The 13,474-nt window shown below is 68.1% G+C and carries 13 protein-coding genes; 6 read left to right on the forward strand and 7 right to left on the reverse strand.

Features of this window, described 5'->3' with window-relative positions:
* The first annotated feature begins 35 nt into the window (after positions 1–35).
* Both ACZ5ZX_RS14185 and ACZ5ZX_RS14190 read left to right on the forward strand, forming a co-directional pair.
* Positions 36–1,025, forward strand: a complete 990-nt coding sequence (locus tag ACZ5ZX_RS14185; protein WP_465502405.1) for a DUF3027 domain-containing protein — start codon at positions 36–38, stop codon at positions 1,023–1,025.
* Positions 1,015–3,828: a sacsin N-terminal ATP-binding-like domain-containing protein gene (locus ACZ5ZX_RS14190; RefSeq protein ID WP_465502406.1), complete on the forward strand. Its 2,814-nt coding sequence runs from the start codon at positions 1,015–1,017 to the stop codon at positions 3,826–3,828. The genes ACZ5ZX_RS14185 and ACZ5ZX_RS14190 overlap by 11 nt, the downstream gene beginning before the upstream one ends.
* Positions 3,829–3,834: 6 nt before the next feature.
* Here ACZ5ZX_RS14190 and ACZ5ZX_RS14195 read toward each other — a convergent pair whose 3' ends face one another.
* The gene (locus ACZ5ZX_RS14195; RefSeq protein ID WP_465502727.1) at positions 3,835–4,062 is read right to left on the reverse strand and encodes a DUF2530 domain-containing protein; all 228 of its coding nucleotides are present in this window, start codon (positions 4,060–4,062) and stop codon (positions 3,835–3,837) included.
* Positions 4,063–4,142: 80 nt separating this feature from the next.
* On the opposite strand from ACZ5ZX_RS14195, the gene ACZ5ZX_RS14200 reads away from it, so the two are divergent.
* The 4 genes from ACZ5ZX_RS14200 (at position 4,143) to ACZ5ZX_RS14215 (ending at position 7,903) form a co-directional block, all read left to right on the forward strand.
* On the forward strand, positions 4,143–5,600 hold the full coding sequence (locus ACZ5ZX_RS14200; protein WP_465502407.1) for an NCS2 family permease: 1,458 nt from the start codon (positions 4,143–4,145) through the stop codon (positions 5,598–5,600).
* 67 nt (positions 5,601–5,667) lie between these two features.
* Positions 5,668–6,099, forward strand: a complete 432-nt coding sequence (locus ACZ5ZX_RS14205) for a MarR family winged helix-turn-helix transcriptional regulator (protein WP_061984941.1) — start codon at positions 5,668–5,670, stop codon at positions 6,097–6,099.
* Positions 6,100–6,209: 110 nt separating this feature from the next.
* Complete coding sequence (locus ACZ5ZX_RS14210) at positions 6,210–7,469, forward strand: MFS transporter (protein WP_465502408.1); 1,260 nt, start codon at positions 6,210–6,212, stop codon at positions 7,467–7,469.
* On the forward strand, positions 7,466–7,903 hold the full coding sequence (locus tag ACZ5ZX_RS14215) for a hypothetical protein (protein WP_465502409.1): 438 nt from the start codon (positions 7,466–7,468) through the stop codon (positions 7,901–7,903). The genes ACZ5ZX_RS14210 and ACZ5ZX_RS14215 overlap by 4 nt, the downstream gene beginning before the upstream one ends.
* Here ACZ5ZX_RS14215 and ACZ5ZX_RS14220 read toward each other — a convergent pair.
* From ACZ5ZX_RS14220 to ACZ5ZX_RS14245, 6 genes are all read right to left on the reverse strand, one after another.
* A complete protein-coding gene (locus tag ACZ5ZX_RS14220) occupies positions 7,900–8,913 on the reverse strand; it encodes a hypothetical protein (protein WP_465502410.1) in 1,014 nt (337 codons plus the stop codon). The two genes, ACZ5ZX_RS14215 and ACZ5ZX_RS14220, sit on opposite strands and share 4 nt — an antisense overlap.
* A gap of 178 nt (positions 8,914–9,091) precedes the next feature.
* Positions 9,092–9,343: a hypothetical protein gene (locus tag ACZ5ZX_RS14225; RefSeq protein WP_465502411.1), complete on the reverse strand. Its 252-nt coding sequence runs from the start codon at positions 9,341–9,343 to the stop codon at positions 9,092–9,094.
* 461 nt (positions 9,344–9,804) lie between these two features.
* Complete coding sequence (locus tag ACZ5ZX_RS14230) at positions 9,805–10,794, reverse strand: hypothetical protein (protein ID WP_465502412.1); 990 nt, start codon at positions 10,792–10,794, stop codon at positions 9,805–9,807.
* A 267-nt stretch (positions 10,795–11,061) separates the two neighbouring features.
* Entirely contained in the window at positions 11,062–11,820 is a 759-nt protein-coding gene (locus ACZ5ZX_RS14235) for an arylamine N-acetyltransferase family protein (protein ID WP_465502413.1), read from the reverse strand.
* 103 nt (positions 11,821–11,923) lie between these two features.
* Positions 11,924–12,547 (reverse strand): superoxide dismutase, encoded by a 624-nt coding sequence (locus ACZ5ZX_RS14240; protein WP_061984929.1) that lies wholly within the window; start codon positions 12,545–12,547, stop codon positions 11,924–11,926.
* A 226-nt stretch (positions 12,548–12,773) separates the two neighbouring features.
* A complete protein-coding gene (locus ACZ5ZX_RS14245) occupies positions 12,774–13,442 on the reverse strand; it encodes a biliverdin-producing heme oxygenase (protein ID WP_465502414.1) in 669 nt (222 codons plus the stop codon).
* Between the last annotated feature and the right edge of the window lie 32 nt (positions 13,443–13,474).

Raw genomic sequence — 13,474 nt, forward strand, 5'->3', positions numbered from 1 at the left:
ATGGACGGCGAGAAGGCGTGCGGCAGAATGGGGGTATGACCCTGCTGTTGACCCTGGACGACGGCTCTATCCAGCGCAAACTCGCCGAGGCGGTCGATCTCGCCCGCGACGCGGTGCTGGCGGACGCCGGTCCCGATCAGGTCGGCGCGCACGTCGGCGTCGAACGTGAGGACGCGGTTTCCGCCAGTCACCTGTTCGAGGCGACCGTGTCGGGTTATCGGGGTTGGCGCTGGTCGGTGACGGTCGCGCTGGCCGGTGAGGACCAGCCGATCACGATCAGCGAGGTCGTGCTCATCCCCGGTCCGGACGCGCGGGTCGCCCCGGCGTGGGTGCCGTGGGACCGCCGGGTGCAGGCGGGCGATCTCGGCGTCGGCGACATCTTCCCGACGGAGAAGGACGACCCCAGGCTCGCCCCGGCGTACCTGGCGTCCGACGACCCCGCGGTCGAAGAGGTCGCCATGGAGACCGGGCTCGGCCGCGTCCACGTGCTCTCCCGGTACGGCAGGCTCGATGCCGCCGCCCGCTGGCACGGCGGTGAATTCGGCCCTCGGTCGGATATGGCGCGCAGCGCGCCGGACGTCTGCGGCAGCTGCGGGTTCTTCGTTCCGCTCGCGGGGTCGCTCAGCGCGGCCTTCGGCGCGTGCACCAATGACATCTCCCCGGCGGACGGCCACGTCGTCGACGTCGAGTACGGCTGCGGCGCGCATTCCGAGATCGAAATCGAGGTGACCTCGTCGGTGCCGGTGGCGGAACTGGTCTACGACGACTCGCTGATCGACTACGAGGCCGCGCCGGAAGCCCCTGCCGAGCCTGAGGTCGCGGCCGAGCCCGAGGTCGCGGAAACCCCGGAGCCGGAGCCCGCCGAGGCGCCTGTGGTCGATGAGGCCGAGGCCCCGGTCGCCGAGGTGCCCGAGACCGCCGAGGTCCAGCCCGAGGTCGAACCCGAGGTCACCGAGACCACTGACACCACCGAGGCCACCGCCGACGAGGCACAGGTCGAAGCCGAAAGCGCCAGTGAGCACTGACCCGTTCGGCACCGAGCGGTTACGCGCCGCCGTCCTGCGCGCGTGGGCGGATTCGCCGACGCGGTTCACCGAGGACACCAACACCGAGAACGATCTCCGCGTCGGCGGCTACCGTGACCGGCTGTTCGTCGAACTCGCGCAGAACGCCGCCGACGCCGCCTTGGCCGACGGTGAGCGCGGCAGGCTTCGGGTGTCCGTTGTGGACGGTGAGCTGAGGTTCGCCAACACGGGCGCGCCGCTGGACGCCCGCGGTGTCGAATCCCTTGCCTCGCTTCGTGCTTCCGGCAAGGGCGAGGATACGGTCGGCCGCTTCGGTGTCGGTTTCGCCGCCGTGCTCACGGTTTCCGACGCACCGCGGATCGTTTCGACGACCGGTGGCGTCGCGTTCTCCGCGGCCCGCACGCGAACCGAGGCGGCCCGCGCCGGCGACGTTCCCGTCCTCCGGCTGCCGTGGCCGGTTTCGGCCGGCGAACCGCCCGTGCCGGAAGGTTTCACCACCGAGGTCCGGCTGCCGGTACGCGACGGCGTCGATCTCCCCGCCCTGCTGGCGGAGCTGGCGAGCGCCGTCGGTGATCTCCTGCTCACCTTGTCCTGGCTGGAGAGCATCGAGATCGAAGGCGGTGTCTGGCGCCGGACCGATCTCGGCGACGGCGTCGTCGAACTCTCGTCGCCGGACGGGTCCGCCGACCATTGGCAGGTGCACCGCGGCGAGGTCGTCTGGGCGGTCCCGCTGGACGGATCCGGTTCGCCGCGGCCGCTCGGCGAAGACGTCCTGCACGCGCCGACCCCCACCGACGACGAACTTTCCCTCCCCGCGCGGCTGATCGCGACGCTGCCGATCGAGCCGTCGCGTCGTCGCGCGCTGCCGGGGCCGGAGCTGACGGCGGCACTGAAGAACGCCGCGCGTGAGTACGTCGAGCTCGTGCGTTCCTTGCCAGCCAAGGAACGGCTGGCGCTCGTACCCGGCGGAGGCTTCCCGCGTTCCACTGTGGACGGAACGCTGCGCGAAGCCATCCTCGAGAACCTCACCGACTCGCCTTGGCTGCCCGCGCAAGCGGGTGACGATCTGCCGGGGCGGCAGGCACGAGTCCTGTCGGTCGACGTTCCGGGGCTGGCGCCGCTGCTGGCCGATCTCGTGCCCGGACTGGTTTCCCTGTCCGGTATGGACCTTCGCGCCGTCGGTGCGCGGTCGCTATCGCCTGCCGAAGCCATCGAACTGCTGACCGGGATCCAGCGCGAGCCCTCATGGTGGCACTCGCTCTACGACGTCCTGCTCCCGGCGCTCGAAGCGCACGATCTCACCAAGGACGACCTCGGCGCCTTGCCGGTGCCGATGTCGGACGGCCGCACGTTGCCCGGTGTGCGTGACGCGCTGCTCGTCGGCGGTTCGGCCGAGCTGCTCGAACTGCTGTCCGATGTGGACATTCTCGGGCTGAGGCTCGTGCATCCGGTCGCCGCGCATCCGTTGCTGGAACGCTTGGGCGCCAAGCATGCCGAGGCAGGTGACCTGCTCGAAGCCGACGCGCTGAGCGCCGCCGTCGAGCGCAGTGTCGAAGACGTCCGGTCCGGTTTGGACGGTATGGCGCTCGCGGGCGCGGTACTCCGCCTGATCGCCGAAGTCGGCGACGACGCCCCCGAATGGGCGGGTGCGCTGGCCTTGCCCGGCGAAGACGGCTGGCGGCGGGCGGACGAACTCGTGCTGCCGACTTCACCGCTCGGCGACGTTTTCGACCCCGAGGTCTTCGAAGAAGACGGACCTTTGTCCATTCTGGACGAGGAATTCGCCGAGGATTGGCCGGTGGCCACGCTCGTCGCGGTCGGCGTCCTCGATTCGTTCGCGATCGTTTCCGACGACGATCCGCTGGAACCCGAGCACGGCCTGCCCGACGAACACGACTGGTGGGACGCACGGGAGAAGCCGCCGTCACGGGTGCTCGCCGTCCGCGATCTCGACCTCGTCGCCGACGACGCCTGGCCCGAGGCGCTGCGGCTGCTCGCGGCCCGCCCGGAAACCTGGCGTGCCCTCACCGAACCCGGTGGGCACACCGGCTGGTGGCTCGCGCGGTACGCGCTTTTGGCCGGACACGCGCCGCTCGACTGGCGGATGCCCGAGGCGGCCGCGCTGGCCGGACTCTATGACGTCGTCCCGGATTCGGGGCTGAGCAAGGAGATCCTGCTCGCCGCCGGAGTACGGACCGCGCTGACGGCCGACACCGCCGAAGACGTCGAAGATCTCCTTGAGCGGCTGGGAGACCCGGAGCGCGCGGTGAGCCCTGGTCTCGCTTCACGGGCGCACGCGGCGCTCGCCGAGGCCGAAGTGGACATCGACGCGCCGGATCGCGTCCGGGTCGCGGACGGTTCGGCCGTCGACGCCCGGAACGCCGTCGTACTCGACGTCCCGTGGTTCGCCGCCGTACTGGCGCCGGACCGGATGGTCGTCACCGCGAGCGGTGCCGGGGCGCTGGCGGAGTTGCTGGATCTGCCGGTGGCGAGCGGTCTCGACGCCAAGGTCACCGACGACGGCGAATACGTGCCGTGGAGGGAGCTTTCCGCGTTGCGGCTGGCCGCCGATCAGCTGGGCGTCGAACTGCCCGACGGCGGGATGCTGCTGCACGAAGCGCTGACGGTGGCCTTCGAGGACGCCGAACGCGACGTCGCCTGGTGGTCGGACGGCAGGCTGCACGCCGCCGACACCCCGGAAGGTCTCGCGCGGGCGTTCGCCTGGGCCACGGACCGGTGGGCCGACCGGCACGTCCTCACGGCCCTCCTCGACGATCCCTCGCCCTCCGCCCTCCTGAACTGAAACGCATCAGAAGCGCTGGGCGCCCTTCGAACCGCGACGGGCCGCGGCGCGCTGCCAGGCGATGATCGCGAGACCGATGAAGCCGAGCACGACGCCGGCGAGCGACGTCTGCACCCAGATGCCGTCGGTCACAAAGAACAGGACCACGGTCGCGACGGCCCAGAGCGAGGTACCTACGATCACGACCGGCGTCAGATCGGTCAGCCGCTTCGGCAGCTCCGGCGTATGCCGCAATGAACCGTTTACTTCCCCGGAATTGATCGATTCGCCCACGTGGGGAAGGGTACCCGGCAACGGGCGAAGGGTGGTACGCGATGGCGGAGCAGCGCACCCGGTCCACACTGGACCGGTACTTCAAGATCAGCGAGCGCGGCTCGACACCGGGGCGTGAGATCCGCGGCGGGATCGTCACCTTCTTCACGATGGCCTACATCGTGGTCCTCAACCCGCTGATCATCGGCAGCTTCTCCGCTTCCGACGCCGGTGCGCACAAGGACGTCGTCGGGAACATCCTCCCGGTCCCGCAGGTCGCCGCGGTGACCGCGCTGGTCGCCGGTGTGCTGACCATCATCATGGGGCTGGTCGCGAACTACCCGTTCGCCATCGCCACCGGCCTCGGCATCAACAGCCTGGTCGCGGTCACCCTCGCCTCGCAGATGACCTGGCCCGAGGCGATGGGCCTGGTGGTGATCGAGGGCCTGGTCATCGTCCTGCTGGTGTTCGCCGGGATCCGCACGGCGGTGTTCAACGCCGTGCCACCGCAGCTCAAATCCGCGATCGCCGTCGGCATCGGCCTGTTCATCACGCTGATCGGCCTGGTCGACGCCGGCTTCGTCCGCCGCGTCCCGGACGACGCGAAGACCACCGTGCCGGTCGGGCTCGGCATCAACGGCTCGATCGCCTCGTGGCCGACGCTGGTGTTCGTCGTCGGCCTGCTGGTCACCGGCATCCTGGTCGCGAAGCGGGTCAAGGGCGCGATCCTGATCGGTGTCCTCGCCTCGACCGTGCTGGCGATCGTCGTCGAGTCGATCACGAAGGTCGGCCCGTCCAAGGGCGTCAACCCGCAGGGCTGGAACCTCGGCTACCCGGCGCTGCCCGATCAGGTCCTCGGCCTGCCGGACCTCTCACTGGTCGGTGACATCTCCTTCGGCGCCTGGACCCGGCTGCCGATCATCACCGTCGTACTGCTGGTGTTCACCCTGGTGCTGGCGGACTTCTTCGACACCATGGGCTCGATGACGGGACTGGCCAAGGAGGCCGACCTCCTGCCGCCGGACGGCAAACTCCCGAACGTCGGCAAGGCCCTGTTCGTCGACGGCCTCGCGGGCGCGGCGGGCGGCTTCGCGTCGTCGAGCTCGAACACCGTCTACGTCGAATCCGCGTCCGGTATCGCCGAGGGGGCCAGGACCGGCCTCGCGAACGTCGTCACCGGCGTCCTCTTCATCGCGGCGATGTTCTTGACCCCGCTCTACCAGGTCGTCCCGGTCGAGGCCGCGGCTCCGGCGCTGGTCGTCGTCGGCGCGCTGATGATGAGCCAGGTCAAGGAGATCGACTTCTCCGACTTCACCATCGCGCTGCCCGCTTTCTTGACCATCGTGGTCATGCCGTTCACCTACTCGATCGCGAACGGCATCGGCGCGGGCTTCGTCAGCTACGTCGTCATCCGCGCGGTCACCGGGAAGGCGAAGGGTGTGCACCCGCTGATGTGGGCCATCGCGGTGATGTTCGTGGCCTACTTCGCCGTCGGCCCGATTCAGGCTGTGTTCAACTGACCAGCGGTTTTGCCACCCGTGGGCGATCTCACGGGCTTGAGAGCCGATCGTGAGGTATGCTAACTATATGTCCGGAGACACGCACGAGCGCTCACTGGCGAGCCGCCTGCGTCTCGCGGTGGTACGGCTCAATCGACGGCTACGGGCACAGCGCGCCGGTGACGGCATCTCGCTGACACAGGTGTCCGCTCTGTCCACGTTGCACAAATGCGGTGCGCTGACCCCCGGCCAGCTGGCCGCGAAGGAAGGCGTGCAGCCCCCGTCGATGACGAGGGTGATCGCCGCGCTCGAGGAGATGGACTACGTCGAGCGCAGGCCGCATCCGACGGACGGCCGCCAGGCCATCGTCGAGTTGTCGGACCGTGGCCGGGCCTACGTGATCGAGCAGATCACCGCGCGGGAGATCTGGCTGGACAAACAATTGGCGGAGTTGAGCGCGGGGGAACGCGAAGTGCTTTCTCGCGCCGCCGAGATCATCGACAGGATGGCGGGGAACTAGCAGCGGTGACGACCACGGGTAGCGAAACACAGTGTCCTTCGAAGACCACCGCTACTCGCGAACCCGCTCCACCACCGCCCCCCTCCGGCAAGGACAAGCCGCGCGGGAGCATGTTCTCCTCGCTGAAGGTGCGCAACTACCGGCTCTTCTTCACCGGCCAGGTCATCTCGAACATCGGCACCTGGATGCAGCGCATCGCGCAGGACTGGCTGGTGTTCACCCTCAGCGGCAACAACCCGATCGCGCTCGGCATCGCGGTCGCGCTGCAGTTCCTGCCGACGCTGTTCCTCTCGCTGTGGGCGGGGGTGCTGGCCGACCGCGTCGACAAGCGGCGGCTGCTGATCGGTATCCAGATCGCCGTGCTGGCGCAGGCCGTCATCCTGGGTGTGCTCGACCTGAGCGGGATCGCGACGCTCTGGCAGGTCTACCTGCTGTGCTTCACCCTCGGGGTGACGGCGTCGCTGGAAGTGCCCGCGCGGCAGTCGTTCGTCGCCGAGATGGTCGGCAGGGACAAGGTCACCAACGCCGTCGCGCTCAACTCCTCGATCTTCAACATGGCCCGCATCGTCGGTCCGGCCATCGCGGGTTTCGCGATCACCTGGGTCGGCACCGGCTGGTTGTTCATCGCGAACGCGCTGAGCACGGGTGCCGTCATCGCCGCGCTGGCGATGATGAACCCGGCCAAGCTCTTCCGCGGCCCGGCCATCCCGCGAGAGAAGGGGCAACTGGTCGAAGGGCTGCGATACGTCCGGCGGCGCAGTGACCTGATGACGGTGATGGTGCTGGTGTTCTTCGTGAGCACCTTCGGCATCACGTACTTCACCTCGCTGCCGATCGTCGCGGCGAACGTCTTCCACACCAACGCCGACGGCTACGGCCTCCTGTCGACGCTGGTCGCCGTCGGTACCTTCACCGGCGCGCTGATGTCCGCCCGCCGCAACACCCGCGGTGGTCCGCGCGTGCGGCTGCTGCTGATCTCGGCGTTCCTCCTCGGCGCGTTCGAGGTGGTCACCGCCTTCATGCCGACCTACCTGACCTTCGGTCTCGCGCTGATCCCGCTGGGCTTCGCTACGATCACGTTCTTGAACACGGCGAACGCGCTGGTGCAGACCGCGGTCAGCCCGGAGATGCGCGGCCGCGTGATGGGCCTGTACGTCCTGGTGCTGATCGGTGGCAACCCCGTCGGAGGGCCGATGACCGGCTGGATGGCCGACGCCTTCGGTGGGCGATCGCCGTTCTACATCGGCGGCGCGATCTCGGCGCTCGCCGCCGTGGTCTGCGCTGTCGTGCTGATCCGGCGCGGCGGGGTGCGCCTGCCGGTGCGGCGGTTCGGCAACGGACTGCGGGTGCTGAAGCGGGAGCGGGTGTGAACACGCTCGGGGTCACCCCGGCGGTGACGACGTGGAACGACGGCGAGGCCCGGTTCCTGGACTGGACGATCGACGGCGTCGCCCTGCGGGAACTCGTTCCCATGCAGGAGCAGACGCCGTTGTCCCTGGACGATGATCGATCGCGTGAGTGGGCCGTCGAGAACCTGTCACGTTTGCTGGGCCTGCTGCCCGGTGACTTCGACGACGGGCGGGTCGCGCTGCTCTTCTGCCCACTGTGCGGCGACCTCGGCTGCGGCGGGTACAGCGTGGAAGTCGTCTTCGGTGACGACGAGGTCGAGTGGCGGGCCTTCGGCTGGCAGTACGACTACGAGCCGTTCGAGCCGTCGGAGGAATACCGGTTCACCGGGGCCAGATTCGACCGGAAGGCGTACGAGACACTGCTCGGCGACCTCTTGTCGCGTTACCGGGCCTAACGGCCGAGCAGCGGCGGAACCGCCTTCTCGGCGAGGGCGCTCAGATCGCCGGTGCCCTTGAACTTCAGCGTCTCCCCGGCCGGATCGGCGGTGAGCTGTACGACGACGGTCTCGTCGGTGACCTGCGCCGGCAACCCGGCGATCGTCGTGGTCGGGGGGACGACGGTGGACCGTTCGCTGTAATCCGCGGTCACACCGTTCAGCTCGCAGCCGGCGAAGAAGATCGGTTTCGCTCCGTCCGGCGGCACCCCGAGCGCGCGGCCGAGTTCCCCGCACAGCAGCCACGAGATCACCGGGAGCGGCCGGTCCTTGATCGGCCCCGGCTCGGTCTTCTCCAGTGGGATCTGGCCGTCTTTGCCGATTTTCGGCAACTTCGGTCCCGGCGGGGTCACGACGGCGATGAGCGCTTCGGCGAGCGCCCTCGCCGTCTTCTCGGTTTCGGGGAGCTTGACGATCCTGCCGCGGAGCGACACGTGCAGCACCGGCGTCGCGCCGTTGTGCGGCGCGACCTCGACGAGTTCGACGCTCAGGTTGGTGCCGTCCTTGTCCGTGGCGACGACCGCGAGCTTGCCGGCGACCGTGGTCTTCGTGGGCAGGCCCCGGCTCGAGTCCTCGGGTAACGCCGGGACCATCTGCACACTGACGTCGAGTTTCGTGGTGACCGCGCGGCAGGCCGTGCCCGCCTCCCGAAGCGTCCGCCCGCCGAGGAGCTCCTCCCAGCGCTGCTCCGGGAGCGCCTGGCACAGCACCTGCGCGCCGGTTTCGTCCGTCAGTGCCGCGACCATCTCACCCGTCGGCATCGTGACCGGGCGGAGCGCCAGCCCGGACTTGGACGGCCAGACCGCGGGCAGCTCGGCCCCGGGCTCGTCGTCTTCGTGCAGGACGCTGATCGCGACGAAGATCCCCACACCGAACAGCAAGAGGACACTCGTCAGCGCGCAGCCCGCCCAGATCCACATCGGACGGTCGGTCTTGCGCGCGATGGCGCGGTAGTCGTTCGGGGTGGCCACGGGGTGAAGCTAGCTCTTCGTGGCGCGCCTGTCCTGCGAAACGCCAACTCGATAGGGCAGATCCGGGAGTTGGGCCTTCGAGCCAGGTTGCGGTAGGCTTGAATCAGCGCTGGTTACTAAATCGGCGAAGTGGACCCGGCAGCCTTCCGGACGGTGGGTGGGCCGGGTTTCGTGCATCTCAGACCATTCGGACCTCGTCCACCATCTCTCGTACGCGGTTCTCGACAAGCGCCTCAAGGCAGCCTTCACGCTGACGACGCCGATGATGAGCGGAAGCGTCGTAGATCGTCACCGTCGGCGCGACCCCGGCGATGGTGTCCAGAATGCGTTTCCGGCGTCCGTCGCTCTCGTGAGTGAAATGCAGACGGCGTTGCCCGGGAAGCACCAGACTTCGCATGGCGCGCCGGGCGGACGTGAGGTGGCTGGTCATCCGGTCATTGTTCCGGAGAGGACTGACAAGAAGATCATCGGCTGAGTGTGATGTCCTTGCGTGTAGGCAAAAGCCGAGGGTCGGGAAGCTGCCCGACCAACCTCTCGTGAGTGGGTTCTATTTGAGGGGTAAGCCAAACCTGGCGTGTCCCGGCGCGGAACTGGGCTGACTGACGGAAGCCGGGCCGCGCCCCCCCAGTGTCCACAAGGGACGCTTTTCTGAAGAAGGTTGTCCGACTTGGGTGGTTTGTGCGGTTCCGCGCGGGGTCGTGAGTGGCAAATAGGGTTAGAACCCGAATCGCCACTCACGACCCCACGCGGAACCGCGCATAGCGTCATCAATCGGACACCGAGCGTCCGAAAGACGTCCCTGTGGACAGTCACGCGACGCCCCCACCTCAGCGGGGAGTTCCTCGCCTGCCGCCAGGCAGCGAGCCGATTACGCCACGTTTTCCTTGCCACTCAAGAGCCGAGCAGGGGGACGATCATCTTCTCGGCCAGTTCCCGAAGCTTGGTCTTCGAACCGCCCAGCCACGAGAACTGCAACCCTTGCCGGGAACCGTTGTCCGTCAACAGAACGCTCAATTGCCCGGAGCTCTCCGAAGCGGGACGGCCTGCCACCGGCTCGCCTCGGAGTTCCGAAAGGACAGCGGTGTGCTCGACCCGGACGGCCGTGTCGTCCGCGGCGAGCGCCGTGCATTTCCCGTCGATGTACGGCTCCGGGGCCTCGGCGGTGACTCCCAGCGCGCGCTGGAGTTGCGTGCACAGCTTCCACGAGATCTCGGGCAGCGGAGCGTCGAGGATGCCCGCGCCCGGCTCGACGATCTTCCGTTCGATGACGTCCCGCTCGTCGGCGGCGGGCAGTTTCGGGCCGGGACCGAAAGCTCCGGCGAGGACAGACTCGGTCAGCCCGAGGAGCATGGCTTCGCTCTGGTCGTTCTGCGGCGGCACCCGTGTCCAGCTGGTCTCGATCCGGAGCACGCGCACGTCGGTGTCGGACAGCTTGACCTCCACGAGGGACAGGGAGCCGCCCACGACGACCGTCGCCGGGCGTCCGGCGACGGTCACCTGCTTGCGCGTGCCCAGTCCGGTCGAGTCGGCCACGGGGGTCCGGCTCAAGGACATCCGCACCCAGCTGTCCAGGCCGACGACATGGCACGACTCGCCGTGCTCCACCTCGCGCGCGACTTCGCCGCCCATCAGCTGCTTCCAGCGTTCCGCCGGGGTCGCCTGGCACAGCACCTGCGCGGTGGTCTCCCGCGGCAGCGCCAGCAGGAACTCGCCGGAGGGCATCGGTACCGGGCGCAGCGGACGGCCGTTCGCCGTCGGCCACTGCTTGGGCGGTTCCTTCGGCCCGAGCCCTTCTTCGTAGGTGTCGACCTTCGCCATGCAACCCGCGCTGAGGCCGGCGATCAGGAACACGACCAGACTCTTGAAACCCCATGTGGTCACGCGCGCACGCTAACCGAACAGAGCCGGTCAGGGGTGCTGAACGGCTACATGGGAACAGTCTGCCGTCACTCGGAAGGGTGAGATCGGCGTCTCTCCGCCGAACCCCTTGCCGGGGTAGATGAGGTTAGGCTAACCTCATACATGTCCGCTTCGTGGTGGGAGCGGCAGTCAGTTCGGGAACGGACGAAGCCCCGCAACCGGGTCAACCCCCGGAGGCGGGGCTTCGTTCATGCCGGAGGTTCATGGTCGAGGACCTCACCGGTCTGGTCAAGGCCGTACCGGCACCCGGGAGAGCTCGATGCCGAACTCCTTCCGGTAGATCTCCAGGATCTCCGGATCACTCGAAAGCCTGGTCTCCTCGCGGACGCCGTACGTCGTGACGATGAGCTTGTCACCCGCCAGCGTGACCCGGCCGTGTTTGCCCGGCAGCGAACAAGTCGGCCCCTGGGTGAAATGCGATTCCGGCGACGTCGCCTGCCAGAACGCCGTCGGGACGAACTCGTCCAGCGCACGCGGACGCCGTTCGATCCGGTACTGGGGCTTGCCGTCCCGGAGGACGTCGATGTCGCCGTACGGCGCGTCGAGGATCAGGAACTCGCCCTCCGGGTCGGCTTGCGCCTCGGTGGCGGTCAGCCGCAGCGGGAACCGGCTGAACCGGCCGAAGCCGACGTCGGCCAGCCACGGCTCGTCCAGCTCGACACTGATCGCCGCGTGGTCGAACGGCGGCCCCAGCGAGCCGTCCGGCCGGAACACCTTCGCCGACTTCAGGGTGACGTCGAAACCCAGCTCCCGCAGCAGCTCGGCGAAGAGGCCGTTCAGCTCGTAACAGAAACCGCCGCGACGTCGCCGGACGATCTTGTCGAACAGCGCGTCGGTGTCCAGGACGATCGGCTCGCCGAGATGGATGCTCAGGTTCTCGAACGGCACCACCGCGAGGTGGCGTTCCTGCAGCATCCGCAGCGTGGCGACGTCCGCGGTGGCGGGACGGTCGAGACCGAGGCGATCGAGATATGCGGCGACGTCCATGTGTTCACCTTCGCACCTCGACTTCACTGGAGGTCAAGTTTCCGCCCGGCGACGAAAAACGGGGCCCTCCCGGAAGGGAGAGCCCCGTTTTCGTGGTGAGTGCTCAGCCGAGCAGCAGACCGTTGCCGCCGGCGACGGCGTTGTCGAACCGCTTGGAGATCTCGGCCCAGTTGAAGATGTTCCACAGGGCCTCGACGTACTTCGGCTTCACGTTCTTGTAGTCCAGGTAGAACGCGTGCTCCCAGACGTCGACCAGCAGGATCGGCGTGGTCGGCAGGACCAGGTTGTTGTGGTGGTCGCGCAGCTGCTGGGTGATCAGCGTCTTGCCGATCGGGTCCCAGGAGAGCGCGGCCCAGCCGTTGCCCTGGATCGTGGTGGCGACCGCGGTGAACTGCGCCTTGAACTTGTCGAAGGAACCGAACGCCTCGTCGATCGCCGCGGCCAGCTCGCCGGTCGGCTTGTCGCCGCCTTCCGGGGACAGGATCTTCCACCACACGACGTGGTTGGCGTGTCCCGCGAGGTGGAACGCCAGCGTGGTCTGCAGGCCGACGATGTCGCCGAAGTTACCGGCGTCACGGGCTTCGGCGATCTTGTCGAGCGTGTCGTTCGCGCCCTTGACGTAGGTCGCGTGGTGCTTGCTGTGGTGCAGCTCGTTGATCTCGCCCGAGATGTGCGGCGCGAGGGCCGCGTAGTCGTAGTCGAGTTCGGGCAGCTCGTAGCGGGCCATTGGCCCTCCTTCTGTCTTCGACACAAGTTTCCATTGACGAACTTAGTCGTCTTCACCCGTTCGCGGCGACCGGGGGCGCCGCGTTTCTCCCCAGGTGAAACGACTTGTCCTTAGCGGCTGTACCCGTTGGGGAGGCCGCTTGAAACCCACTCTGCTAGCTCCAGTTTGGTGGAGGTCAATGAGGTGTGACGGCGATCATCGAAGGAAAGCCGGAATTTTCACTCGCTCAGGCAGCCCGATAAGCGTCCAGCTCGTCCGCCAGTTCGTCGAACACCGCGATGTTGCATTCGAAGGCCGTGATCGCCTCGTCGATCAACCGCGCGCGCTCGTCCTCGTTCCAAGGTGCCGAGTTCAGCAGCTCGCGGTAGTCGTCCCGGAACTTGGGCGCGCTGCCCAGCTGGTCGAAGTGGTAGAACAGCGAACCCGCCTCGCTCACCCCGTACTTGCGCTCCAGCAGCCGACGGATGACCTGGCCACCGGCGATGTCGCCCAGGTAGCGGGTGTAGTGGTGGGCGACGAACCCGCCGGACCAGTCCGACGCCTCGGCCACCCGCCGCGCGTACCGCTCGGTCGAGGCCAGCGGGCGGACGGTCTCGCGCCAGTCCGGGCCGACGAGGTGTTCGAGGTCGCGCTCGAGGCTCGGCAGCCGACGCAGCTCCTCGAAGACGAACTTGCCCGCCACCGGGTCTTTCGCCAGCTTGTCGGCGGCCTGCTCGATGGCCTGGTAGATGAAGTAGTACTGGATGGCCAGCCGGGTGTACCCCTCGAGCGACAGTTCACCGCCGAGCAGCGCGTTCATGTACACGGAGTGGTTGGCCCGCTCGTGGGCGGGCAGGGTGGAGGCGCGCAGGGTCGCGGAGAACGGCCCGGATTCGACGTCGGTGGTCACCGGCATGGACAGAGCCTCCAAGCATCGATCTGACATAC

It is taken from the genome of Amycolatopsis sp. NPDC033938 (assembly GCF_055575975.1).